This window comes from Thiohalorhabdus sp. Cl-TMA (assembly GCF_041821045.1).
GTDB lineage: Bacteria > Pseudomonadota > Gammaproteobacteria > Thiohalorhabdales > Thiohalorhabdaceae > Thiohalorhabdus > Thiohalorhabdus methylotropha.
Map to the genome: position 1 here is coordinate 325,382 of NZ_JBGUAW010000004.1, position 24,961 is coordinate 350,342.

Here is a 24,961-nt window from a genome sequence, read left to right on the forward strand (position 1 = left end):
GGAGGCGGGCACCCGCAGGAAGGCGCCAAAGGCGCCCGACCGAATCCACAGACCCCATGATAGGAGAAGCGCCATGGGCAAGAAGTTCGAGGCCGGGGTAAAGGAGTACCGGGAAACCTATTGGGAACCGGACTACCCCATCAAGGAAAGCGACGTTCTCGCCTGCTTCAAGGTGACCCCCCAGCCCGGCGTGCCGCGTGAAGAGGCCGCCGCGGCCGTGGCGGCCGAGTCCTCCACCGGGACCTGGACCACCGTCTGGACCGACCTGCTCACCGACCTGGACTACTACAAGGGCCGGGCCTACAAGGTCGAGGACGTCCCCGGCGACGACGAGGCTTTCTACGCCTTCATCGCCTACCCCATCGACCTGTTCGAGGAAGGCTCGGTGGTAAACGTGTTCACCTCCCTGGTGGGCAACGTGTTCGGCTTCAAGGCCATCCGCACCCTGCGCCTGGAAGACGTGCGCTTCCCGCTGGCCTTCGTGAAGACCTGCGGCGGCCCGCCGAACGGCATCCAGGTCGAGCGGGACATGATGAACAAGTACGGCCGGCCCATGCTGGGCTGCACCCTCAAGCCCAAGCTCGGCCTGTCGGCGAAGAACTACGGCCGCGCCGCCTACGAGTGCCTGCGCGGCGGCCTGGACTTCACCAAGGACGACGAGAACATCAACAGCCAGCCCTTCATGCGCTGGCGGGATCGCTTCGGCTACATCGCCGAGGCCATCCACAAGGCCCAGGAAGAGACCGGCGAGCGCAAGGGCCACTACTGCAACGTGACCGCGCCCACCCCGGAAGAGATGTACAAGCGTGCCGAGCGCGCCAAAGAGCTCGACATGCCGATCATCATGCACGACTTCCTGACCGGCGGCTTTACCGCCAACACCGGCATCGCCGACTGGTGCCGCGAGAACGGCATGCTGCTGCACATCCACCGCGCCATGCACGCCGTGATCGACCGCCACCCCAAGCACGGCATCCACTTCCGCGTGCTCGCCAAGGCCCTGCGCCTGTCCGGCGGTGACCACCTGCACAGCGGCACCGTGGTCGGCAAGCTCGAGGGCGACCGCGAGGCCACCCTGGGCTGGATCGACATCATGCGCGATTCCTTCATCGAGGAAGACCGCAGCCGCGGCCTCTTCTTCGACCAGGACTTCGGCTCCATGCCGGGCGTCCTGCCGGTGGCCTCCGGCGGCATTCACGTGTGGCACATGCCCGCCCTGGTTTCCATCTTCGGCGACGACTCCGTGCTGCAGTTCGGCGGCGGCACCCTGGGCCACCCCTGGGGCAACGCGGCCGGTGCCGCGGCCAACCGCGTGGCCCTCGAGGCCTGCGTCAAGGCCCGCAACGAGGGCCGGGAGCTGGAGAAGGAAGCCAAGGACGTCCTTACCGAGGCCTCCAAGAACAGCCCCGAGCTCAAGGCCGCCATGGAGACCTGGCAGGAGATCAAGTTCGAGTACGACACCGTCGACAAGCTGGACGCCCAGCACAAGTAAGACGGTTGGTGGCGGAGCAGCCCGGTCCGTCCGGGCCCGCCACCAGCTCGAACGCTAGCGAACGAGGAAGCCAACAATGTCCGAGATTCAGAACTACAACTCCAAGGTCACCGACCCGGCCAGCCGCAAGATGGAGACCTTCTCCTACCTGCCCCAGCTGACCGACGAGGAGATCCGCACGCAGGTGCAGTACGTCGTCGACCAGGGCTGGCAGCCGGCCATCGAGCACACCGAGCCGGAGCGCGCCAACGACGACTACTGGTACATGTGGAAGCTGCCCATGTTCGGCGAGACCGACGTGGACGCCATCCTGGGCGAGGCCAAGAAGGCCCACGAGGCCTATCCGGAGCACCACGTGAAGGTGATCGGCTACGATCCTTTCGCGCAGACCCAGGGAACGGCCTTCGTGGTCTACCGCGGCCCCATGAAGTAGGCGGGGACCGCCCGGCAGCAAGGCCCCTGTGCCCGGCCCGCCCGGCCAGGGGCCTTTTTTTGGAATACCGGCGGCAAGGTCCGCCAAGAGCATCGAACCGAGCTAAAGACAAAAAACGCCAGGCTCGCCCGAAGGCAACCTTCTGCGTTCTTCTTCGCGGCGTGGCTACTTGGCGATTTCCGGATTCTTTGGTGTTCCTGGCGAACTTGGCCGTTCGGACCATTAGGAGCCCGACCATGAACGATACGACGCGCTACGAGATCGACGCCGAACAGTACAAGATTACCGAAGAGCCCTATTACCGCCCGGTGGGCGAGGAGATGGACCTCTACGAGGCCGCCTACAGCGCCCGCATGCCGGTGATGCTCAAGGGCCCCACGGGCTGCGGCAAGTCCCGCTTCGTGGAGCACATGGCCTACAAGCTGGGACGACCGCTGGTAACCGTGGCCTGTAACGAGGACATGACCGCCTCCGACCTGGTGGGCCGCTATCTCCTCGATGCCGACGGCACCCGCTGGCACGACGGCCCGCTCACGGTGGCCGCCCGCATCGGCGCCATCTGCTACCTGGACGAGGTGGTGGAGGCCCGCACCGACACCACGGTGATGATCCACCCGCTCACCGACCACCGGCGGACCCTGCCGCTGGAGAAGAAGGGCGAGGTGGTGGAGGCCCATCCGGACTTCCAGCTGGTGATCTCCTACAACCCGGGCTACCAGAGCCTCATGAAGGACCTCAAGCAGTCCACCAAGCAGCGCTTCGGCGCCATGGACTTCGACTACCCGGACCCTGAAGTGGAGGCCGAGGTGATCGCCCACGAGACCGGGGTGGACAAGGATTCGGCGCAAAAGCTGGTCTCCATCGCCGAGCGCTCCCGCAACCTCAAGGGCCACGGCCTCGACGAGGGCATGTCCACCCGCCTGCTGGTGTACGCCGCCCAGCTCATCGCCAAGGGCGTGGACCCGGTGAACGCCTGCCGGATGGCCCTGGTGCGGCCCATCACCGACGATGCCGACATGCGGGACACCCTCGACGCCGCGGTTACGACTTACTTCTAGGAGCGGTTCCCACAGAAGAACCGAGGTCCAGCCATGACCACCGTACATCTTGATGAATACCAGGAGCTTCTGGAGGCCGAGGACGGCCACATCCGGGATACCCTGGAGGCGAGCTACCACGAAGCCGCGCAGGTCATGTCGCCGGGGGGACTGCGGACCTACCTGGAGGGCGCGAAGGCCCTGAAGAACCTGGGCCGCGGCACCGAGCTGGTGGAGACCTACCTCCAGGAGGCGCCTGCGGTGGCCAAGGAGGTGGGCGAGGACATCATTCCGCGCGCGGTGGAGGAGGCCATGAAGCTCTCCTCCATGGTCTCCGGCCAGGTGATCTCCCTGCTGTTCGCCACCCTGCCGGTTGCCGCCCGCCGCCTGGGCGACGCCGAGCTGCTGGGCGACTACCTCCAGCTCATCCACCGACTGTCCAGCAGGGCGCCCCGCGGCCTGCGGCCCATGCTGGAGCACCTGGACGTGCTGCTCGGCAAGCTGACCCTCGGCGGCCTGCGCCGCTGGGCGAACTGGGGCGCGGAGGCTTACGGCCGCGACTTCCAGGGCCAGCAGCAGTATTTCAGCCTGGAATCCTCGGACTCCCAGGCGGTTCTGCAGCAGGAGCGCCGCGGCATGCTGTTCGTGGACCAGCAGCGGCGGCTGAACTTTTACCTGCGGGCGCTGTGGGGGCGCGACTTCTTCATGCGCCCCACCTCCGGGGACTTCGAGACCCGGGAGGGCTACCGGCCCTACATCGACGAGCAGGTGATCCACCTTCCGGACGCCTACGACGCCGTCAACGGCGTACCGGGAAACATGGTCTACCGCGCGGCGGCCACGCACGCGGCGGCGCACGTGGTCTACACCCCGATCCGCCTTTCGCCGCAGGAGCTCACCACCTCCCAGCGCTTCTTCATCGGCCTCGCCGAGGATGCCCGGGTGGAGCACCGGGCCGCCACGGAGTTCCCGGGCCTGCACGAGCTGTGGCTGCCCTTCGCCGAGGCGGACGTGGAAGACGATTCGGTGACCGGCGTCGTCAAACGGGCCATCCGGGCCCTCATGGACCCGGAGTTCGATCCCCGGGACGAGGACGTGGCCGCCGTGGTGGCGGACTTCCGCGAACGCATGGAACGCAATCCCAACCATATGGAGCTGGGCTGGGAGGTGGGCCTTGAGCTGCACAAGCGACTGTTCAAGCGCTTCACGCCACCGTCCACCAGTGTCCTGGAGGAGCTGCTACCCTTCTACCGCGACGATAACCAGTGGTGCTGGGAATTCGCCACGGAAGGCTCCGACGAGGGCGCGGCCAAGGGCTACGAGTCCCCCGACCACCAGGAGCGCCGCGTGGTCAACGTCATGGAGATGGTCAACGAGCTGGACGTGCCGACCGCAGGCGACGATGCCGAGGAGATCCTGATCCTGGAGACGGAGTTCTTCCGGGACAGCGAGTACACCAGCATCAACGAGCAGGAGGGCCGGGAACAGATCAGCCGTCCCTTCCACTACCAGGAGTGGGACTACCAGATCCAGCTCCACCGTCCGGACTGGGTCACCGTCCTGGAGCGCAAGCCCGCCGTGGGGGACCCGGAGACCCTCGACGCCATCCTGGAGGAGCACAAGGGGCTGGCCAGTCATATCCGCTACCTGATCGACGGCCTGCAGCCCGAGGGCTTGGTGCGCAAGAAGCGCCAGGAGGAGGGCCACGACATCGACCTGGACGCGGCCATCGAGGCCATGGTGGATCTGCGCATGGGTGTGTCACCGGACAATCGGGTGAACCTGCGCATGGAGCGTCATACCCGGGATCTGGCCGTGCTGGTGCTGCTCGACCTGTCGGAGTCCACCAACGAGACCCTCGAGGGCACGGACCGACCGGTTATCGAGCTGACCCGGGAGGCAACCGCCCTGCTGTCCTGGGCCATCGACGGCATCGGCGACCCCTTCGCCGTGCACGGCTTCTCCTCCGATGGACGGCACGATGTGCAGTACCAGCGCTTCAAGGACTTCTTCGAGCCCTATGACGACGAGGTGAAGTCCCGGATGGCCGGCATGAAGGGAAGCTACTCCACCCGCATGGGCGGCGCCCTGCGCCACGCGGCGGCCAATCTGAGCCACATGCCCCAGTCGAAGAAGCTGGTGCTCATGGTCAGCGACGGCGAGCCCGCCGACATCGACGAGCGGGACCCGCAGTACCTGCGCTTCGATACCAAGAAGGCGGTGGAGGAGCTGGCCGCGCAGGGGATCTTCACCTACAACCTGACCCTGGACAGCCAGGCGGACGACTATGTGGGCAAGATCTTCGGACCCGGCGGCTACACCGTGCTGGACAACGTGGAGCGCCTTCCGGAGCGCCTGCCGGACCTGTTCGCCGGTCTTACCACCTGATCGGGCATACCGGCCCCGTGAAAAGCCCGGGATCGCGAGATCCCGGGCTTTTTGTGCGCTAGCGTAGCCAGCTTGCCGCGCCGTAGTCCGCCGCCGAGCGGTCCTCCCGAGCTGCTGCCGGCCATTGGCCATCAGGCACGCTATCCGGCTTTCGGGCAGGCTCGGGGTGCGGAGCTGACCGCGCTACGCCTCCAGGGCCGCGGCGGACCCCACGCCCTCCGGGGCGGAGACCCAGCTCCCCTCGGGATGGCGGCGCCAGACGGTTCCGTCGTCCTCGATCTGGAACAGATGGAGCCACTCGTTGCTTACCAGGTTGTGGACCATTTCGTTGGCCTCGATGATCCGGTCCATCTCCTCCCGGGGGGCCTCCAGGAAGACGCTCAGTCGCAACGGCTCGTGCACCCAGTCGTTGCCGTCATGCAGGGACTGCTTGGCCAGACCGATGCGCAGGTCCCCGCCGTTGCCCTCGAGGACGCCCAAGCGGCCACCCACCACGTTGTGCAGGACCTTGTTGCCGGCGCTCAGGTGCTCGGGGTCCACGGTGGAGCCGTAGTACTGCAGGTTGATCCAGTTGGCGACCACCATGGGGGCCGTCATGATCAGGTTGAGCACCTCGAAGCCGTCATCCCTCCGCCAGTCGTACTCGTGCAGGAAGGCCCGCCCCTCCAGGCTCAGGTGTGCTGTGCGCCAGCGGGGCGCGGCAATGAAGGCGGCGTTGCGCGCCAGGCCCCACTCGGGGCGCACCTGGGCCCAATCGGCGCCGCGTCGGCGGACCGCCTTGAGCGCCCCCTCGGCGGATTCGGGCGGACGGTCCTGGAGCAGCCCCAGCCGCTCGCTGCGGGCCAAGTCGCCGGCCCGCTCCAGCAGCCCGCGCAGATGCGCCAGATCCCCTTCCAGCTCCCTCGGCACGTGGGGGGTATCCAGCAGCTCCACCTCGTCGGTGGTGGTGTCGTGCAGCGCCGGCAGGAACCAGGTGTCCACGGGCACCTCGATGCCGTGCTCCGAAGCCAGGGCGGCACGCACCGCCTCGTCATTCAGCAGAGCGCACGCAATGCGCACGCTAGCCTCTCCGGTCTGCCCCCCGCAGGCGCCGCAGTCCAGGCCCGCCCGGTGGGGGTTGTTGACGGTGGAGCTGCCGTGACCGGCGAGCAGGACGAGACGCCCGAACCCTTCGGTCAGCCCCATGGCATTGAGAATGAAGGCCGCCACCTGCGGCCGGTCCGAGGCCGGGATCCCGGTGCTCAAGTCCTTGCTCCCGTCGCCGCCGAGGCGGGCCCGTCCGTCCACGTCGGGGCCCAGCTCGGCGGCCTGCTCCCGGGTCAGCCCCTTGGCCTCGGGATCGGGTACCGGCCGGGTCAGTCCCAGGTGATCCAGGATCAGCTTGGGTCCGTACATCAGGCCCGCCGATTCCACGAACGAGAAGCAGGACGCGCTGGAAAGCTTGAACTGCTTCCAGGCCTTGCTCAGCGCCAGCGCCCCCCGGCGGCGGCTAAGGAGGCTCTCGGTGGCCTCCGGGTCCCCTCCGGCCGCGGCCTCGCAAACCCGGTAGCGCGCCGGCAAGAGCACCGGCAGGTGGGATCGGGGCTGGCCGGCGCCCAAGGGCTGGTACTCGGCCATCACACCGAAGAACCCGGCGAACCCCAGGGTCTGCACCTCGCTGGTAACCGTTTCCAGGGAGCGGCGGAAGACCTCGGAGCGCACATCGATGCAGAAGGCAGCCTGGACCAGGGGGCGCTCGGTTTGGGAAGGGCCCTCCGACGGCCGTGATGGGCTTTCGCGCAGTCCCGCCACCAGCCGGCGCTGATACCCGATCTCGAGGGCCCGCTGCAGCAGGCAGTCCACCTCCAGGGCCCGGGCCTGGTCGCTACGCAGCTCCCGGGGCAGGCAGTGTAGGGAGCGCAGCCACAGATAGGTCCGCGCAGGACGATCGCAGGTATCCACCAGGATGAACTCCCAGGCCATGCGAATCGCCAGCAGACCGACGATATCGTCGTTGCGCTCCCCGGCCAGCTCCGCCTCCCAGCGTAGGTGCCGGAGGTAGCTGGCCCAGCCACGCACCCGGGTCAGCGCCAAGTACAGGAAATCCTCGACGCGATCGGCCGGAACCCCGAAGCGCTCCAGGACGAACCGTATGGCGTCTCGCGGCGCCTCGGGCAGCTTCTCCAGGGAGCCTGCGGTCCGGATCTCCATCTCCCCCGGGGTCTGGTCGATCCGGGTGTACGCCAGCCAGGCCTCGTACAGCGAATCGCCGAAGCGGGGCATGGGCCACTGCGCCTGGCCGAGATCGTAATAGGCGGCGCAGAAGGAGCTGATCTGCTGGATTACATAGCGCGAATAACGCGGCCGGTAGCGCTCATCCAGCAGGTCCGAGTACAGAAGGAAACGCGCCGCCGGCGGGGCTGGACCAGCGGCCGCCGCACGCACGTCCGACGGCTCCAGGTCGCTGCCCATGCGGGCGCCGGCCTCGGCCAGGTCGGCGTCGGTGATACGGCCGTTGTCGAGCTGCCGCGCCAGCCACCGCCGGTCCATGGTCAGGGGCCGGCCCACGACCCGAAGCTGATATTCCGCGGCCTCATCGAACTCCCAATCCACGAAGCCGAGATACGGGTTGGTGGCCACCATGGCATCCAGCGGCCAGAAAGGCGGGATGCGGTCACACACGGCATCCACCGCCCGGTCGATGTTCGCTTCGGTCCCGCTCATGAGCTGCGCATCTTGAATCGTCATCGCTCAGCCTCCGCTACAGGCATTCACTTCCGGAAACGGGCGGGCCACACCCGGTAAACCAGTCGCTCCACCGGCTGGTCGGTGTAGAGGCCGTTGTAGAGGTGGACATACAGCCGCACCAGCCAGGGCCGATCTCCGGCGTGGATCAGAACCGTCTGGAAGAAGGACAGGCCCAGAAAAACCGCAGCCACCAGGGCCAGCAACAGGTATTGCGCCGCCGAGGCGGACTCTGGGATGGGCCGCAGCGCGCTCGCGAAGACCGTCGCGAACACCTTGTGCAGGGCGAAGTAAGCCGCGCTAACCAGTACCATCAGCCCGCCCAGGCGCACCACGAAACCGATTCCGACCCCCCGGGCCCCCGCGGCAGCCAGCAGCTGGGCGGCGGCCACCGTCAGGATGGTGCCGAGGGCGATCAGGGCCGGCTCGTGGGCCGGAGTCACTCCCCACAGCGCCGCCATGCCGAAGGTGACCACTGCGCCTCCGGCAACCGTGACCAGCCAAACCGGGATCCCGGGTTTGGCCTTGGGCGGCGCGGCCGGGGCCCGCAACTGGTCGACGATGCTCCCGGAGGACAGGAAGGCATGGGCCTTGTAAAGAGAGTGGGTTATCAGGTGCAGAAGCCCGAGGACGAACAGTCCAAGCCCCAGCTCCATGAGCATGAATCCCAGCTGGCCGGCGGTGGACCAGGCCAACGAGCTCTTGATGGCGGTCTGGGTCAGCATGGCCAGCGAGGCGATGGTCGCGGTCATGAGCCCCACCAGAACCAGCACGGTGAGCGCGGTGCCCTCGACCACCAGCAGCTCGTGGGTGCGCAGCACGATAATGGCCCCGCTGTAGACGATACCGGCGTGCAGTAGTGCCGAGACCGGCGTGGGGGCCTCCATCACCTGCAGGAGCCAGCCGTGAAAGGGGAACTGACCGCTCTTGAGGATGGCGTACGCCACGATCAGCCATGCCGCCAGCGTGGCCTGCCAGGGCAGCTCGGTGCCCGCGCGCACCTCGGCGGCGATGCCATCGAAGGACAGCGTGCCCAGGCCGAAAGCGAGCAGCACCGAAGCGGACAGCAAGCACGCGTCCGCCATGCGGCTGAACAGCAGCTTCTTGTGGGCCACCATCTGGGCCCGGATGCGCTCGTGGTAAAAGGTCAGAAGCCGATAGAGGTAGGTGCTGGTAACCAGCATGGCGAGCATGAAAAGCAGGATATTGCCCGCCACCACCGCCAGCATGAAGCTGCTGGCGGTCCAGGCCAGCCACCGGAAAAAGCTGCCCTGCTCAGCTTCCCCGGCCAGGTAGCGCAGGCTGAAGCCGGCCACGATGATCAGCAGGAGGGCCACCAGGGGCAGGATCGCTAGGGTCACCCGGTCGGCCTGCACCAAGTCGCTCAGCGACCCCGTTCCGCTGGCAGCGGGGAGTCCGGTAAGTACCGCTACCGCCCAAAGGGCCAGGGCGATGGAGGCCGCCATCTGCACCGCCCGACCCATACGCAGGGGGCCACGGTTGGCCATGCGCCTGGGAACGAGCCCCAGCAAAGCCATCTGCAGGGGAGCCAGGAGCAGCAATAGCTCCTGGGTTAACCATATACCGCTGCTCATCCCAAACCCCCGAGAGGTGACGTGACCAGAATCGAATCTCGCCAGGTAACACCGCTTACCCGAGCGCGGGCAGTCTACGGACCTCGGGGGTATCTTTTCTAATCGATCTTTCGGATGGTTAGTATCGATAAAAATCGATACTTAACCGCAACAATCAGTCCGGCCACACCCGCGGTGCCACCTGGTAGACATCCGAAGCCGACACACGCCCATGGGCCTGGAAAGCATCCGGGGCGGGGGTGTAGCTAATGGACCGGTAGGGGTCCCCCCCTGGGCCCTGTTTGCCGGCGCTCCGGCGTCCTCCCCGGGAGGCGGACCGGCTCTTCGAGCCCCCGGAGGTAGCCGCCGCCTTGGAAGTCTCCTCGGAGCCCGATCCCCCCTTGGAGGTTCCGGTGGCCCCGGAGCCGCCGGCCTTGCCGCTCCCGCTTCCCTGCGCCGAGGTAGCGGAAGTACTCTTCTTGTTGCTGTCCTGCTCACTCATGGTTCGCAACCTCGCAGCTGCATGATTGAAGCCGAGGGGTGGCCCAGGCCTCCCCAATTCACGCCATTCACTATCCCACCGGCGGTACCGCTGGCCGCTCAGCCCTCTATGGCCAACCGGTCCAGGGCCAGCTGTTCCAGGCCGGAGGCATACGCCCGCTCGGCCTCGCTCAGCTTCTCCTCGCCTTCCGGCGGGTGGATCTTCAGACGCACCGAATTCCGGTCGAAGCTCATATCCGCGAAGAGCTCTTTCTCCTCCGACAAATCAGCGGCTTCGTCCAGAAAGGCCCGCAGGGTGCTGTAGTCCGGAAAATCGAAACGGGCCTCCAGGCGGGGGGGCCGCTGGATTTCGCTCCAGTGCTCGGTCATGGCTTCACCTCCCTGTTACTACGGACCCGGGACGCCGGGCCTCGTTTGGCTCGGAAAGATCGTTCAGCCAGCCTTCCAGCTCCCGGGCATGCTCCTGCTCCTCGCGCAGGAGCTCCCCGAAAAAGGCTAGTCCATCCGGGTCCCGGGAACGGGCGCAATGGTTGTAGGCCTGCTCGTACAAGCGCACGATCTCCGCTTCCAGCCGCCAATTGGCGCGCAGAAGTGCCATGAGATCCTGGCCGGTCACAACCGGGCGCAGGAAGGAAGCGTTGGGGGCCATCCCCAGAGCAAGCATGCGCGCGACGATGCGGTCGGCATGCCCCGTCTCTTGCTGGGCCTCCTGGCGTAGACGCGAGGCGGCCCCGGTAAGCCCCCAGCCTTCCGCGAGGCGGGCATGAGTCAGGTACTGCTGCACCGCCGACAGCTCGAAGCTCAAGGCACGTCCAAGGAACCCTGGCACGCGGGTATCGCTGTTACTCATGGCTCTTTCCGCCCCGTTGACAGACTACGCCGACCTGATTCCCCGAGAAGGATTGTCACCCTGCCATCAGGAGTCGGCGGAAGCCTGCTCCAGGGCCTTGCCGCCCTGACCCAGCACCGGCTCCACCTCACGGTGGGGACGGGCGATGATGTGGGCCGCCACCAGGCCGTCTCCGACCCGCTCGCAGGCATCCGCGCCGGCGCGCACCGCCGCGTTGACCGCACCCGTCTCGCCGCGCACCAGCACGGTGACGTAGCCGCCGCCGACGAACTCGCGGCCGATCAGCCGGACCTCGGAGGCCTTGGTCATGGCATCAGCCGCCTCGATGGCCGGGACCAAACCCCGCGTTTCGATCATGCCCAGGGCGATGCCGTAATGTTCGGTTGCCATCTTTTCCAACTCCCATTGTTTCGGGCGCCTGTCGGCACCCACTGAAGATCTCGCTCCCTGCTAGGAAGCCGCCGCCCCCCTAATCCGGGACGCCGGAGACTCCGGCGCCCCCGCTAGGGACAGCAGCCCGCGGCAGGCGCCAGGAGCAGGTTTAACCCTGCTCCAGGGCCTGGCCGCCGCCGGCGGGCAGCACCGGCTCCACCTCGCGGTGGGGACGGGCGATGATGTGGGCCGCCACCAGGCCGTCTCCGACCCGCTCGCAGGCATCCGCGCCGGCGCGCACCGCCGCGTTGACCGCGCCCGTCTCGCCGCGCACCAGCACGCTCACGTAGCCGCCGCCGACAAACTCGCGGCCGATCAGCCGGACCTCGGAGGCCTTGGTCATGGCGTCGGCCGCCTCGATGGCCGGCACCAGGCCGCGGGTCTCGATCATGCCCAACGCAATCCCGTAGGTTTCGCTCGCCATAGCTCTCTCTCCTGTGGCTCTAATGAGGGTCCAAACCCAATTGCCTTCGTCCAACGGCTGGCTTCAGCCGACCTTCTGCTTCGGGGCCCCGGCAGCCTCGTCCTGTTCGGTTTCCCAATAGTCGATGATGCCGCCGATGGTCAGGTCCGTAAGAACACTGAAATCCCCCGCGGCATAGCGGGCCGCGGATCCTTCTACGACAAAGACCCAATTGCCGGGGCGGGCCCCGACCGGGTCGACGGCGACCAAGCGCTTGCCCTTCACGTTGGTCAGCACCCGCAAGCTGGCCTGTTTAAGGCCCTCTATACGGCGAGTGCATACTAGGGAGGACTCCACCCGAAGGATGTCCATCAGGCACCTTCCTCCCAGTAATCGATGATCCCGACGATGGTGAGATCGCTCGGGTACTCCTTGCTGCCGGCGGCCTCGCGCGCGGCCGAGCTGCCCACGCAGATGACCCAATCGCCGGGCGTACAGCCAATGGCATCAACGGCCACCAATTGGGAGCTGCCGTCCAGGACCACCTGCAGGTGGCGATGCTCCAGACCTGCTATGCGGTGGGTGGCGACCAGCGGCTTCTCCACTTGGCAGATCTTCATCAGTGCTTCTCCCCAGTACCCGTGCGCTCCAGCGAGGAGCCGATCACCTCGAGGGTTCCGTTGTTGCCGCAGTCGCGGACGGCCAGCAGGGTATGCAGCAGGCCCTGCTCCGCCAGCCGCGGGAAGCGATTGCGAAGCGCCTCCGCGACCCGCCGGGTGCGGGCCTCGGCCCGCTCACGGGCACCCGGCACCTGACCGTGGTAATCGAAGCGAAGCACCACCGGAACCGGCAGTCCGCGCTCGACATTCAGCCCGGAGAAGATCTTCACGCCCACATCCAGGTCGGGCGCGCCCTCCTCCACCGTCTGCAGATAGGCGAAGTAGGTGAGGTTGCGCAGCTGAACCTCTTCAAAGCCCATACCCACGCCCATGAACCGCTCGTTATGCCCGACATCACCGTAGTGACCGCCGTGATGGGCCCGGACATAGGCGATCTGGGCGAAGTTATTCTCCAGCAGCCCGGCGACGAAGCGCCGCATCCCCGGCTCACTGTCGCTGGCCACCGCCGCCACCCGCTCGGCGACCCGTTCGCGGGCCGCCTGGGCATCCAGCCCCACGGTCTCGTCGAACAGGGAAGCGCCGTCGATGAACCGGGCGGGGTCCAAGTCGCCTCCGCTGTCGGGAGGATGCACCCGGATGGCGTCGGTATCCGTGTCCAGGCCCACCAGCAGCAGATCGATGGAGGCACCGCAGCAGAAGCTGTTCTCGATGGCCTGCTGGAAGTCCTGAAGCCGCTCCCGGGCGCCCTCGGCGGCGCGATCCGTGCTCGAGCCGTGGGCGGCGCATCCCTGGTGGTCCGGGTCGCTGGAGCTGTAGTGATACACCGCCAGCTTCAGATACCGCGTCAGGGAATCGGCCGTATTGGGCACCCTTTCGCGATAACGGCTCAGCTCCGTTTCGACCCACCGCCGCAGGCTTGCTTCCACATCGAACATCGCCCCGGCGAAGGATTTGCGCCGGACCAGGCCGTGCGGCAGGCGGAGCACGTAGCGGATCACGTGCGCCAGGCGACCATCCGAGCAGGGCGAGACATCCACCGCGTGGAAACCGCACTCCTGCAGCCAGGTCTGGAACCGCTCCGCCTCCTGCGGGTCCGGCGCCAACGGCTGGTGCCTGAAGAAATCATCGGCGTAGGCCCGGTAGGTCTCGAACACGCACCAGGCGAACAGGTGCCGGATATCCAGCTGCTGGATCCAGGCGTTGTCGAGGACCTGGCGCGGAAGCTCGAATCCAAGCTCGGCGCGGGCCATGTCCTGGGCCTTATCAACGAAGTCGGCCTCGTGCTGCCGCGCGGAGAGCCGCTTCAGGAAGGGCTCGATGCGGTCGAAGGCGTCCTTGACCTCAGTCTCGTGGGCAAGCAGCCGGTCATTGTCCCGTTCCGATACCAAGGCATGCCCGTCGACACGCGTCCCAAGGCCTCGCCGGCGGCCGGTCCGAGCGGGTCCGAACGACCGCTGGTCACCGGTGGAACGCTCACCATCTCTCTGCGGGCGCAGCTCGGTAGGCCTTCCGAGGCTTGCCTGGCGCCCCCGGGTCGACGATCGGCTATTGCGTTGACGGCCTGTGGCCATGATCCCTTCCCTCGCCTAGCCCCGGGCACCGCCCGAGTAGGTCACACCGGCGCCCTTCTCCGTGGTTCCGGCACCGCCGGTCACCGGGCTCTCGGGCACCGGCACGTCCTCGTTGCGCTTGGCGGCCCAGTCCATGGGCATGGCGCTCGTGGCCTGCCCCCTACGGCTCGGATTACGCCGCGCCGGCGTTCCTTCCGTACCGGTTACCCGCTCGCCGCGGTTCCAGTCGTCCCCGGTAATGGCGGCGCCCACGTCCATGCCCTCGCCGGTCACACGCGAGCCGGCCTGATCCTCGGGTGCCGGTTGCGGCTGGACCTGGCTGGCGGGCTGGACGGATCCGCCGCTCCTCGAGCCGCCGTGGCGGAATTCCTCGGTACCGGTCACCTTGCCCTTCGCCATGCTGAAGGCACCCGTAATCTGCCCCTGCTCGTAGCTGGTGCCGGTGACACGCGACGGCTCCGGCTCCACATCCGCGGCATGGGCGGGCGGGTGGACGCTGAAATCGGTCCACGGTGCCGCGTCCAGAGGCTGCGGATAGTCCGGGCTGTGCGGCTCCGCCGCCTGCGCCGGGCAGGCCTCGGCATACTGATCGCCGCCCAGGTACGGCGTTCCCGTCGGCTTCTGGCAGGCCCCGTCGTCGGCCCCGGTCATCTTGCCGTTAACGCCCGGCTGCTGGCCGGTCATGCTGGGACCGGGGGTACCCGCCCCGCTCGGCCGCCGCGCAGCGGCCATCTGGGTGTCCTCGGGATCGCAGTAGCTGCGGTACTGCTCGGCGCCGGCGTAGGGCGTCCCCGTCACGGCCTGACAGGTGCCCGGCTCGTCGCCGGTGACACGGGCGCTGCGACCGGTCTGGGTCCCGGAAACCGGACGTCCGGAGAGGGTGGCCGATACCCCCACCTTCTCCTCGCTCTGCGGGCCGGGGTCGGTGCCGCAGTAACCGCGGTACTGCTCACGGCCGATGTAGTCGTCACCGGTAACGTTGTGGCAGCTGCCCGGCTCGTCCCCGGTCACCTGCTCGCCGCGGCCGACCCGGCTGCCGGTGACGGTGCCGCCGCTCAGGGTCTCGCTGGATTCCACCTTCTCGGGGGCATAACCGTTGCCCTTCTGCATGTACTGGGTACCGGTTATGGCCCGGTCGGCACCGGTCTCGTCGCCCGTAACCTGAGGCGAGCGACCGGCCAGGTTCCCGGTTACCCCCAGACCGTGGTCGGTCTGCGCCTGGGATACCTTCTGCGGTCCCGGTGCTGGACGGGTGTTGCAGTAGCTCTGGTACTGGTCGAGCGACAGATACTCGGTACCCGTGACCTGCTTGCAGGTCCCCGGCTCATTGCCGGTCACCCGTTCGCTGCGTCCGACCTCGCTTCCCGTGACCGACCGCCCGGAACCGGTCTGACTCACGCCGACCTTTTCCACCGAGGGCTGCGGCCCCTCATGGCAGAACTCCCGAAAGATGTCCGCGCCGAGGTACTCGGTGCCCGTAATGTTGCGGCAGCTACCGGGCTCCTCCCCGGTGACATGGTCGGACCACCCGGTCTGCGTCCCGGTCACCGACTGCCCGTGGCTGGTCTCGCTGACCCCCACCTTCCACGGCGCGTCCTGGGAACCGCGGCCCTTGGAAGATTGGCTCCCGCGGAGCCGCCCGCAGGGGCCGCTGGACTTTTCTCCGGCGCCACCCTGGCGGGCACGCTTCTCGCGGATCTTCCGGGCCACCTCGCGGCCGGACATCTCCGGATTGGCGTGCCGGGCGGCCTGGGCCGGAGACAGATTGCCCTGGGCATCGCCGGCCTTGCCGCGCTCGGCCTGAGCCTTTCGCTTGGCCCTGGCCATGGTGCGGGCGGCGGACTCCTGCGCAGGGGAGGCGGATCGCCGGGACCGGCTTCCGCCACGGGCGCGTCCGCTGCGACCGGCCGGCTGGGAGCTCCGGCGGGCCTCGGCCGCTTCGCCCCGATCCCGGCCCGAGCCGGCCTCGGCCTCTTTCCGACAGCCGCAGCCGCAGTCCTCCTTGGCCACGTTTCCGGCCTCCGGAGCCGCTTCCCCTTCGGGAGCACCGCCGCCGGAGGACTTGGCGCGAGTGCGACCCTCGTTATTAACGGCGGCCTTCCCGCTTTCGGCCATGGCACGCCGCCGGGCCTTGGCAGCCTCCTTGCCGCTGGCGGCCGTCGTCCCGCCTGACTGGGCGCCGTGGCCGCTACGGGATCCGGCCTGGGCGGTCGCCTGGGCGCTCTGGGCAGAGTGGCTTTGGGAGCCTGCCGCTTTCTGCGCAAGGTCCGCCTTGCCGCGCCCGGCCTGGGCCCGGCGGCGGGCGCGGGCGGCCTCCCGCCCGCTGCGGCTGGTTTGCTGTTCAGGGTCGGCCATGGTTCACCCCTGCCTTCGAGTGGATTAAGCGCGCTGGGCGGCGTTTCAGCCGCGGGCCTCGTAGACCACGAAGGCCGTACCCAGGCTCTGGGTGTAATCGTCGAACCCGACCAGGCGCACGTGGTGGTCCGGATAGGCCCGATGGCAGGCCTCGAGCTCCTGCACCACCGTCTCCAGGTCCTGCACACCGAACATGGGCAGCTTCCACATGGTCCAGTAGCGCTCGAAGGCGTCCTGCGGATGCTCGTGCTCGATGGCCGGCGCCCACCCCTGGGCCAGGAGATAGTCGATCTGGTCGTAGACCTGCTCCCAGGAGAACGAGGCCAGGAAGCCGAAGGTCTCCATGGTTTGCTTGGTCCGGTAGTCCCGCATCTCGTCCGAAATAGCCATGACGGATTCCTCTCGTTGCTATGGGTGCTCGAGTGAAGGAAGCGGCGGCGCTAGTTGGTCTCCAGCTTGTCCACCGTCTCGTACTCGAACTTGATCTCCTCCCAGGTCTCCATGGCCGCGGCAAGCTCCGGGCTGTTGCGTCCCGCCTCGGTCATGATCTCGCGCGCCTCGCGCTCCACGTCGCGACCCTGGTTGCGCGCCTCGACGCAGGCTTCCACGGCAACCCGGTTGGCCGCGGCGCCGGCCGCGTTGCCCCAGGGGTGGCCCAGGGTGCCGCCGCCGAACTGCAGCACGGAGTCGTCGCCGAAGATGGTCACCAGCGAAGGCATGTGCCAGACGTGGATGCCACCGGACGCCACGGCGAATACGCCGGGCATGGAGCCCCAGTCCTGGTCGAAGAACACGCCGCGGGAGCGGTCCTCGGGCACGAAGGACTCGCGCAGCTGGTCCACGAAGCCGAGCGTGGAGGCGCGATCGCCCTCGAGCTTGCCCACAACGGTGCCGGCGTGCAGATGGTCACCGCCGGACAGCCGCAGGCACTTGGCGAGCACGCGGAAATGGATGCCGTGCTTGGGACTGCGGTCGATCACGGCGTGCATGGCGCGGTGGATGTGCAGCAGCATGCCGTTCTTGCGGCACCACTTGGCCAGGCCGGTGTTGGCCGTGAAGCCGCCGGTCAGGAAGTCGTGCATGATGATGGGCATGCCCAGCTCCTTGGCGAACTCGGCGCGCTCGTACATCTGCTCCGGGTCGGGAGCGGTCACGTTCAGGTAATGGCCCTTGCGCTCGCCGGTCTGGGCCGTGGCCTTCTGCACCGCCTCCGCCACGAACTCGAAGCGGTCCTGCCAGCGCATGAAGGGCTGGCTGTTGACGTTCTCGTCGTCCTTGGTGAAGTCCAGGCCGCCCCGCAGGCACTCGTACACCGCGCGACCGTAGTTCTTGGCGGACAGACCCAGCTTGGGCTTGATGGTGCAGCCCAGCAGCGGCCGGCCGTACTTGTTCATGCGGTCACGCTCGACCTGGATGCCGAAGGGCGGGCCCATGCAGGTCTTGACGTAGGCAATCGGGAAGCGGACGTCCTCGAGGCGCAGGGCCTGAATGGCCTTGAAGCCGAATACGTTGCCCACCAGCGAGGTGAGCACGTTGGTGATCGATCCCTCCTCGAACAGATCGATGGGGTAGGCGATGAAGGCGTAGAAGGCCTCGTCGTCGCCGGGGACATCCTCGATACGGTAGGCCCGGCCCTTGTAGTATTCGATGTCCGTCAACAGGTCCGACCACACGGTGGTCCAGGTCCCGGTGGAGGACTCGGCCGCCACGGCCGCTGCAGCCTCTTCCCGGGGCACACCCGCCTGGGGGGTCACCTTGAAGCAGGCCAGCAGGTCGGTGTCGAGCGGGACGTAGTCAGGGGCCCAGTACATCTGGGCGTAGTCCTTGACCCCTGCCTCGTAGGTTTTACTTGCCATCGGAACACTCCTCGCTTGCCACGGTTACGTTGCCGGCTGAAAAGCTAACCGATAGCCAGAAATAGATTCCAATCGATTGCGTCGATGAAATCCATAGATGGTTTTCGGATGAGCCCGGATGGCGGACTCAGGATGGCCACGCAATGGAAAAAAGACGGGAAAAGCGGGGAGCACCGGAAAGGGGGTACCGGAGAAGGAATGAGGGAGCCGGCCCCGGTCGGACCGACTCCTCACGGAGCGGAGCTCAGCGACCCTCGCCGCCGCCCCGACCCGCATCCGGCTCATCGGAAACGGGGCGAGCCTGCGGATGGTTCAGGTTGTTCAGGAGCTGATCCATCTGCTCCGAGACGCGCTGCCCTTCCTCCACCATGAATTCCAGGAAGGACTCGGCGACTACAGATAGCTTCTTGCCGCGCGGGTAGACGGCGTACCAGGTTCGATCCATTGGGAATCCCGCCACGTCCAGCACGCCGACGGGCCCGTTGCTGCCCTCCAGCGTCAGGCTGTGCAGGGAAAGCACGGACAGCCCCAGGCCGCTGGCCACCGCGTGCTTGATGGCCTCGTTACTGGCCAGCTCCATGATGATATTGGGCTGCAGACCGGCCTCCTCGAACAGCTGCTCGGTGGCCTGACGAATACCGGAGCCCTCCTCCCGAACGATGAACGGCTCATCGATCAGGCGATCGAGCGGGATGTCGGACTCGTTTTCCAGCGGGTGCCCGTGCGGGGCCATGACCACCAGCGGATTGGGGGCGATGGGAACCGCCTCCACCTCGATACCCTCGGAGGGCTTTCGGCCCATGATGTAGAGATCGTCCTCGTTGAAGGCCAGCCGCTCGAGCACGCGCTCGCGGTTGGAGACCTTCAGGGAGATGTCGATGCCGGGATACTGCTTCTTGAAATGGCCGAGGACGTGCGGCGCGAAATACTTGGCGGTGGTCACCACCGCCACCTTCAGGGTACCCCGCCTCAGCCCTTCCATGTCCGCCACCTGCATTTCCAGCCGCTCCAGGCTGCCGAACACTTCCACGCAGGTCTCGTAGAGCTCCCGCCCCACCTCGGTCAGGTGCACCTGACGGCCGATCTGCTCGAACAGCGGCATTCCCACGGCCTCCGCCAGCTTTTTCACCTGCATGGAAGCGGTCGGCTGGGTGAGGAACAGATCCTCGGCGGCGCGGGTAACGTTCCCGGTGCGGCCAATGGCCTCGAAGATCTTGAGCTGACGCAAGGTAACCTTCCGCGCCAGATCAATTCCGGCTCCAGACATTGACGTTTACCTATACAAACGATCGAAAAAACGAATTTTATTTATGCGTCAGGCGAGCCAGAATACTTGCGTGAAATGGTCGGGATTGCAAGGGGTTTGTGGCCCAGCCGACGGTGAGCCCCCGAGGGTACGGGGCGGAAAAGGCCGGCAGTCCCGATCCAGGTAGCCGCAGCCAGCAATGGAGAAGGCTGATCATGGCCCTGACTGACATGAACGATATGCTCGCCCACGCCTACCGGCACGGGTATGCCGTGGGCGCTTTCGCAATACGCGATCTGGAATCCCTGACCGGTGTAATAGCGGCCGCCGAGGCATCCCGGGCGCCCGTCCTCTTGGTCCCCGAGGTGGCCGACGGGATGCAGCTCGAGGTGCTGCTGCCGGCCGTGGAGAGCGCGGCCTCCCGGGCCGAGGTTCCGGTAGCCATCCAGGCGGCGGTCTCCAGCGATCCGGAAGCGGCGGCCCGCCTCATCCGGCTCGGGTGCAACGGGCTTCGGGTCCGGGAGCTGGGAGATTCCTTCCCACAGAGCGTCCAGCAGGTCAGTGAGGTGGTGGCCACCGCGCACGCATGCGGCCTGTCCGTCGAGGCCGAGCCCGGGGCCCATCTCGTCACCACCCCGGCCGAGGCCGAACGGTTCGTGGACCGCAGCGGCATCGACAGCCTGCGCCTGGACCTGGGCGACGGCGAGGACTCCGGCAAGGGGAAGCTGGACCATGCACGGCTCAAGCGGATCCACAAGGCGCTGGGGGCCCCCCTTTCCGTGGACGCCGGGGAAGGGCTCTCCGAGAACCAGTACCTGCGCCTGATCCGGAACGGCGTGGCCGCCATCGGATACAGCGCCCCCGTGCCGATCACGGCCGCCGAAGCCGAGTCCGTCATGCGGATCTGGGGCGCCGCAGGCCGGGCCGCCGAGGTGCTCGCCCAGTGCACGCCCTGGGAAACCGCCGAGCAGATCCTGTTATACAACTTCCCCGAACTGCCCGAGGCCGATACGGAGACGGCGCTCGCCCGGGGCGAGCGCGTCCTGCGCCGCATCCCCGGAGTCCGGGAAGCGGTGGGAATGCGGGCCAACCTGGACGAGGCGCCCTATCACTTTGCGTGGCGGGTGCGGCTGTGCCACCCCAAGGCCCTGTCCAGCTTCCAGCACCATCCCGATCACGCGGCCTTTACCAATGGCGCCATCCATCCCGCCATCGAGGGCTGCACCCGGATCCAATTCAGCCGGACCGACACCGACAAGCGCACCTCGCCGGACCCACCGGAGCCTCCCGGCCAGGAGGCAGTCGCCAACAAGGTGACGCCCCTGCCACCGGGCACCCGGAGGAACCTGGCATGAGCCCGGCCGTTCCGCGCCCCTACATCCCGCCAATCCGGCATCCATCGCGGTAGCCCGGTCATGAGCCTGCTTGCCGTGGCCCATTCCGATTCCCCCCTGGCACTGGTCTGCCAGACGGTTGGCCTCTTTCTACGCCATCGGTGGGCGCGGCAACGGGAGGGACCGGCACAGGAGCCCCTGCTCGGAGTTTGGCTGGATCCCTCGCCGCTGGATACGGTGTCAGCGCTCAGCCTCGGGGGCGACGGAAGCTGTCATGGGGAGCCCCGGATACGGGAGAGCTGCGGCCTCGAGGGCGCGTGGTACGTGTGCTGGCTGGCTGCCGATCCGGGCCCCCAGGGGGAGATCGAGACCCTGACCGGCCTGCTCGACCTGCTTCTGGAGCGGGGCGGGCCGGGCGGGGACCGCTCCGGGCAAGCGTTCGCTCCGTGCTTCGGCTCCGCCACCCCGGCCCCCGAGATCGGCACGCTTCTAGGGCGCCTGGCGGTCCAGTTCCCGGATACCCTCACCGGGGCCATCACCCAGGATCCGGACGACGGGTGTCTGACGCCCCAGCCCGACCTCGGCATCATCCGCCCCAGCTAGTCCGGCGCACGGCTTCGGGCCCGTGCCGGGGCTCCTGCGTAAATCGCTAGCCGGCCACCAGCCTGCCCTGCAGGATTCTCTTCCCCTAGAACCGTCCCTGCAGCCGGAGCACGGGGAAGGCCGAATCCTTGCGCTCCTTGCCGTTCTTCAAATAGTCCACGGCGGTAAGAAAATTCCACCAGAAATGCAGGGCTACCCCCTCGCCCAGGCGGTAGCCGTTGCGTACGTGCAGACCGCCCAGATAGAGCCCGTACGCGGAGGCGCCGGCCACGTCGGCGGTCCCCGCGCGACCGGAGTGGGCTAGGCCGAACGCCAGGGCCGAGGCGGGAACACCCAGCCACGGCCCCCAGGCGCGGGCGGTGGTATCGTTGACCACGCCCCGAAAGAAGGCCTCCTCGCCGATGGCCACTCCCTCGTAGCGCAGGGTATTGGCGGCGGCCACCTCGTAGGGGGAGAGATCCTCGTCCGTGATAACGGCCCAGTCGCTGCCTCCGCCGCTGAAGATCAGCGCGGCACGGAGCAGCAGGGGCCCCAGTGTGGTGGGCCGTGTCAGATAGTCCGGCCGGAAGGGGGCCCGCCAGAGCTGTCCCGCCGGCTCGGGGGCGCCGCCGTGGAAGGCGTCGTAGGCGGAATAGAACGCGGTATTCGTGGAGAGGCTGCCGAGGAGCTCGGCGTAGTAGGTGGTGCGGTTGTAATACAGGATCCGGCCGTTCTCGTCGGAACGGTCATCGGGGCCCAGGTAGTCCGGCTCCCTGGCCAGGGCCAGGGAGCCCGCCGAGGTGCCCAGCCAGAGGCCGAAATGTCCGGCGGCGGCGCCGTGCCTGCCCTGCACTTCCTGGCCGAGGCCGGGCACCAAAAGACTGCCCAGGCCCGCCCAGGGATGGACCGGGGCGGCTCCGGCCGGCACCGCCGCCAGGAGGCCGAGGACTGCCCAGGGGAGCCGGGCCGCCCTCCGCTTCACGGCCGGATCGTTACGCGGTCTCCCTCGCGCATGTAGCGCCAGAGGGCCTTCGCCGCTTCGGGCCGCACCCGGATGCAGCCGTGGCTCTCCTTGCGCCCGATGCTGTCCGGATTGTTGGTGCCGTGTATGGCGTAGGTCTTGCCAATATTCAAGGCGAATTTCCCCAGGACTCCCTCGAAGCAGCGCTTGCCCTTCTCGATGTCCTCGGCATAGCGTTCCTCCTTCGTCATGGAGTCGGGAATGCACCAGTCGATACCGTCCGGCTTGTAGATGCGCCACCGCACCCGGTAGTCGCCCGGTTCGGTGTAATAGCAGTTCCCGCCCTGCTCCTCGGGCAGGCAGTCATCCATGCCCAGGCCCACCTCGGTGGAATATAGCTGCTGCTCCGAACCGTCCGGCCGCTCCTCCAGGACCCGGAGCTGGAACTCCGATTTGTCCACCACGATGTGCCGCTCGGCCCCCTCCGGTAGGGGGACCGTCGGGGGCGGGCTGACGTCACGCGCCGCGCCGGCGGGCACCCAGAGGGTACGCTCCACCGGTTTCCAGCGGCCCTCAGGGAAATAGCCGGAAACCTCCAGCCAGCCGCCCCGCCGCCAGCGCACGGTGAACTTGTCCCCTTCCTCCCAGGTGGCGACGGGATGACCCCGCGGCCGGTCACGGACCAGGATGTCCCGCTCCAGCCGATAGGTCCGCGCCCGGACCCGCTGGCGCACCGGGTGCTTGGGACGGAACGGGCGAACGATGCGCAGGTGCTCCGCGCGCACCCAGAGCGGGCTCTCCATGGGCTGCCAGTGTCCCTGCGGGAAATGGCCGGTCACGCGGACCCACTCCCCCGCCCGGCGGTCCGAGGTGAGCAGCGTGTCCCCTTCCCACCGTTCCACTGTCTCTCCGCCGGGCCACTGGCGCAAGGGAGCCTCCCGGCGCAGCTGGAAGGTCTTGGGGCGAGTGACGGCTTCCACGGTGGGGCGGGAAGCGGAGAGCTCGGAGGTGGGTCCGGAAGTGGCCCCTGCCCGGCAGGGCAGAAGCAGGCCCGTAATCGCGAGGGAAGAGAGCCATACGGCGGCGCGGGATCTGTACATTCCGACGGTAGCTGCGACCATCACCTCCCCTTGGGTCTTCACTTGTCCAGGAAATCCGGACACGGATATGCTAACCCCTTCCGACAGGCGATGCACCCGTGTCCCCGCCATCCGGGGCCTGACGGGAATCATTCGCCTTCCACCGCACAAGGGCCCGCCATGCCGCATAAACACGCTGTCGTCGTACTCGCCGGGATCGTCCTCGGGGTGCTGCTGGGGGTTGCCCTGGGCTGGCAAGGGGGGACCGCCGTGGCCGCCGTCGCGTGGATGGGCACGGTGTTCCTCAACGCCCTGCAGATCCTGGTCATCCCGCTGGTGCTGGCGGCGGTCATCAGCGGCGTGGCCAGCGTGGGGGACGTCCGGCACTTCGGCGCCCTCGGCGGTCTGACCGTGGTCTACTACCTGGTCACCACCGCCATCGCCGTGCTCATCGGCCTGCTCATGGTGAACTGGATCCAGCCCGGGGCCGGCGTGGGCCTGGAGGCCGCGGGGCGGCTACCGGAGACCATCGCCGAGGGCGGCGGCGCGGACGCCCGGGCCTTCATCGATTCGATCCTGCCACCGAACCTGGTGGCCGCCGCCGCGGACACCAAGCTGCTGCCCCTGATCGTCTTCGCCCTGGCCTTCGGGGTGGCCATGCTGGCGGTGGGCAAGACCGGACGGCCGGTGGCGGAATTCTTCCAGAGCTTCAACGAAGTGATCATGAAGCTGGTGATCTGGCTCATGTACCTGGCCCCGCTCGGCATCCTGGGTCTGGTGGCGGGCCGGCTGGGCCAGGCGGGCGGCGGCGAGGCCCTGGTGGATCAGCTTACGGCGGTGGCCTGGCACGTGGTGACGGTGGTGTCGGCCCTGGCCATCCATGCCGCCGTGCTCTTCCTCATTCTCTGGCTGGTGGCGGGACGGGGGCTGAGCTATCTGGTCACCATGCTGCGGGCGCTGTTCGTGGCCCTGGGCACGGCCAGCTCCTCGGCCACCCTTCCCCTGACCATCGAGGGCGTGCGCGAGAACGGCGTGGATCCCCGGGCCGCCCGCATCGTCCTGCCCCTCGGGGCCACCATCAACATGGACGGCACCGCCCTCTACGAGGCGTGCGCGGTACTGTTCATCGCCCAGGCCTATGGGCTGGACCTGACCCTGGCCCAACAGGCTATTGTGTTCGTTACGGCCACCCTCGCCGCCATCGGCGCCGCCGGCATCCCGGAGGCGGGCCTCGTGACCATGGTCATCGTCCTCAACGCCGTAGGCTTGCCGCTGGAGGGGATCGGGCTGCTGCTGGCCGTGGACTGGCTGCTGGACCGCTTCCGCACGGCCACCAACGTCTGGGGGGACGCGGTGGGCGGCGCGGTGGTCCACCGCTTCATGGGGCGCTGGGGCCCGGCCGCTGGAGACGCCCCCGCACGCTAGCCCCGGGCCGATACCACCCGTTAGGGCCTGTTAACGCTTAATAAGGCCTCGATAATCAGGGCGAAGTGGATGAAGAAGGTGAACACCACATCCAGCTT

23 protein-coding genes are annotated in these 24,961 nt (G+C 67.7%); 7 read left to right on the forward strand and 16 right to left on the reverse strand.

Annotation, left to right across the window (positions count from 1 at the left end):
• The first annotated feature begins 73 nt into the window (after positions 1 to 73).
• The 4 genes from ACERLL_RS07710 (at position 74) to ACERLL_RS07725 (ending at position 5,350) form a co-directional block, all read left to right on the forward strand.
• Positions 74 to 1,492: a form I ribulose bisphosphate carboxylase large subunit gene (locus ACERLL_RS07710; RefSeq protein WP_373655488.1), complete on the forward strand. Its 1,419-nt coding sequence runs from the start codon at positions 74 to 76 to the stop codon at positions 1,490 to 1,492.
• Positions 1,493 to 1,568: 76 nt separating this feature from the next.
• Entirely contained in the window at positions 1,569 to 1,925 is a 357-nt protein-coding gene (locus ACERLL_RS07715; RefSeq protein WP_373655489.1) for a ribulose bisphosphate carboxylase small subunit, read from the forward strand.
• 236 nt (positions 1,926 to 2,161) lie between these two features.
• Positions 2,162 to 2,983, forward strand: coding sequence for a CbbQ/NirQ/NorQ/GpvN family protein (locus ACERLL_RS07720; protein WP_373655490.1), 822 nt, complete (start codon positions 2,162 to 2,164; stop codon positions 2,981 to 2,983).
• Positions 2,984 to 3,016: 33 nt separating this feature from the next.
• Positions 3,017 to 5,350: a nitric oxide reductase activation protein NorD gene (locus ACERLL_RS07725; RefSeq protein ID WP_373655491.1), complete on the forward strand. Its 2,334-nt coding sequence runs from the start codon at positions 3,017 to 3,019 to the stop codon at positions 5,348 to 5,350.
• A 183-nt stretch (positions 5,351 to 5,533) separates the two neighbouring features.
• Here ACERLL_RS07725 and ACERLL_RS07730 read toward each other — a convergent pair whose 3' ends face one another.
• The 14 genes from ACERLL_RS07730 to ACERLL_RS07795 form a co-directional block, all read right to left on the reverse strand.
• Positions 5,534 to 8,077, reverse strand: a complete 2,544-nt coding sequence (locus ACERLL_RS07730; RefSeq protein ID WP_373655492.1) for a YbcC family protein — start codon at positions 8,075 to 8,077, stop codon at positions 5,534 to 5,536.
• A 23-nt stretch (positions 8,078 to 8,100) separates the two neighbouring features.
• Complete coding sequence (locus ACERLL_RS07735) at positions 8,101 to 9,669, reverse strand: proton-conducting transporter transmembrane domain-containing protein (RefSeq protein WP_373655493.1); 1,569 nt, start codon at positions 9,667 to 9,669, stop codon at positions 8,101 to 8,103.
• Positions 9,670 to 9,823: 154 nt separating this feature from the next.
• Entirely contained in the window at positions 9,824 to 10,150 is a 327-nt protein-coding gene (locus ACERLL_RS07740) for a hypothetical protein (protein ID WP_373655494.1), read from the reverse strand.
• A 98-nt stretch (positions 10,151 to 10,248) separates the two neighbouring features.
• Positions 10,249 to 10,518 carry a pterin-4-alpha-carbinolamine dehydratase gene (locus tag ACERLL_RS07745; protein WP_373655495.1) on the reverse strand — a complete coding sequence of 90 codons (270 nt, stop codon included), beginning with the start codon at positions 10,516 to 10,518 and terminating at the stop codon, positions 10,249 to 10,251.
• 4 nt (positions 10,519 to 10,522) lie between these two features.
• Positions 10,523 to 10,999 carry a ferritin-like domain-containing protein gene (locus ACERLL_RS07750; RefSeq protein ID WP_373655496.1) on the reverse strand — a complete coding sequence of 159 codons (477 nt, stop codon included), beginning with the start codon at positions 10,997 to 10,999 and terminating at the stop codon, positions 10,523 to 10,525.
• Positions 11,000 to 11,065: 66 nt separating this feature from the next.
• Positions 11,066 to 11,389, reverse strand: a complete 324-nt coding sequence (locus ACERLL_RS07755) for an alpha-carboxysome major shell protein CsoS1 (protein ID WP_373655497.1) — start codon at positions 11,387 to 11,389, stop codon at positions 11,066 to 11,068.
• Between the two features lie 151 nt (positions 11,390 to 11,540).
• Positions 11,541 to 11,855 carry an alpha-carboxysome major shell protein CsoS1 gene (locus ACERLL_RS07760; RefSeq protein ID WP_373655498.1) on the reverse strand — a complete coding sequence of 105 codons (315 nt, stop codon included), beginning with the start codon at positions 11,853 to 11,855 and terminating at the stop codon, positions 11,541 to 11,543.
• A 63-nt stretch (positions 11,856 to 11,918) separates the two neighbouring features.
• On the reverse strand, positions 11,919 to 12,206 hold the full coding sequence (locus ACERLL_RS07765; protein WP_373655499.1) for a carboxysome peptide B: 288 nt from the start codon (positions 12,204 to 12,206) through the stop codon (positions 11,919 to 11,921).
• A complete protein-coding gene (locus ACERLL_RS07770; protein ID WP_373655500.1) occupies positions 12,206 to 12,454 on the reverse strand; it encodes an alpha-carboxysome shell vertex protein CsoS4 in 249 nt (82 codons plus the stop codon). The genes ACERLL_RS07765 and ACERLL_RS07770 overlap by 1 nt, the downstream gene beginning before the upstream one ends.
• Positions 12,454 to 13,842 carry a carboxysome shell carbonic anhydrase gene (locus ACERLL_RS07775; protein ID WP_373655501.1) on the reverse strand — a complete coding sequence of 463 codons (1,389 nt, stop codon included), beginning with the start codon at positions 13,840 to 13,842 and terminating at the stop codon, positions 12,454 to 12,456. Before ACERLL_RS07775 ends, ACERLL_RS07770 begins: the two co-directional genes overlap by 1 nt.
• A 198-nt stretch (positions 13,843 to 14,040) precedes the next feature.
• Positions 14,041 to 16,380 carry an alpha-carboxysome scaffolding protein CsoS2 gene (locus ACERLL_RS07780; protein WP_373655502.1) on the reverse strand — a complete coding sequence of 780 codons (2,340 nt, stop codon included), beginning with the start codon at positions 16,378 to 16,380 and terminating at the stop codon, positions 14,041 to 14,043.
• Positions 16,381 to 16,425: 45 nt separating this feature from the next.
• Complete coding sequence (locus tag ACERLL_RS07785; RefSeq protein WP_373655503.1) at positions 16,426 to 16,770, reverse strand: ribulose bisphosphate carboxylase small subunit; 345 nt, start codon at positions 16,768 to 16,770, stop codon at positions 16,426 to 16,428.
• A 50-nt stretch (positions 16,771 to 16,820) separates the two neighbouring features.
• Positions 16,821 to 18,236, reverse strand: a complete 1,416-nt coding sequence (locus ACERLL_RS07790; RefSeq protein ID WP_373655504.1) for a form I ribulose bisphosphate carboxylase large subunit — start codon at positions 18,234 to 18,236, stop codon at positions 16,821 to 16,823.
• A 244-nt stretch (positions 18,237 to 18,480) separates the two neighbouring features.
• Positions 18,481 to 19,503: a LysR family transcriptional regulator gene (locus ACERLL_RS07795; RefSeq protein WP_373655505.1), complete on the reverse strand. Its 1,023-nt coding sequence runs from the start codon at positions 19,501 to 19,503 to the stop codon at positions 18,481 to 18,483.
• 194 nt (positions 19,504 to 19,697) lie between these two features.
• On the opposite strand from ACERLL_RS07795, the gene ACERLL_RS07800 reads away from it, so the two are divergent.
• Both ACERLL_RS07800 and ACERLL_RS07805 read left to right on the forward strand, forming a co-directional pair.
• A complete protein-coding gene (locus ACERLL_RS07800; protein WP_373655506.1) occupies positions 19,698 to 20,837 on the forward strand; it encodes a class II fructose-bisphosphate aldolase in 1,140 nt (379 codons plus the stop codon).
• Between the two features lie 60 nt (positions 20,838 to 20,897).
• The gene (locus ACERLL_RS07805; RefSeq protein ID WP_373655507.1) at positions 20,898 to 21,419 is read left to right on the forward strand and encodes a hypothetical protein; all 522 of its coding nucleotides are present in this window, start codon (positions 20,898 to 20,900) and stop codon (positions 21,417 to 21,419) included.
• Between the two features lie 85 nt (positions 21,420 to 21,504).
• Here the strand turns inward: ACERLL_RS07805 and ACERLL_RS07810 are convergent, their stop codons facing one another.
• Both ACERLL_RS07810 and ACERLL_RS07815 read right to left on the reverse strand, forming a co-directional pair.
• Complete coding sequence (locus tag ACERLL_RS07810; RefSeq protein WP_373655508.1) at positions 21,505 to 22,380, reverse strand: CPBP family intramembrane glutamic endopeptidase; 876 nt, start codon at positions 22,378 to 22,380, stop codon at positions 21,505 to 21,507.
• Entirely contained in the window at positions 22,377 to 23,459 is a 1,083-nt protein-coding gene (locus ACERLL_RS07815; RefSeq protein ID WP_373655509.1) for a L,D-transpeptidase, read from the reverse strand. Before ACERLL_RS07815 ends, ACERLL_RS07810 begins: the two co-directional genes overlap by 4 nt.
• A gap of 159 nt (positions 23,460 to 23,618) precedes the next feature.
• Here ACERLL_RS07815 and ACERLL_RS07820 point away from each other — a divergent pair, with 159 nt between their 5' ends.
• Positions 23,619 to 24,863: a dicarboxylate/amino acid:cation symporter gene (locus ACERLL_RS07820; RefSeq protein ID WP_373655510.1), complete on the forward strand. Its 1,245-nt coding sequence runs from the start codon at positions 23,619 to 23,621 to the stop codon at positions 24,861 to 24,863.
• Positions 24,864 to 24,961: the final 98 nt, after the last annotated feature.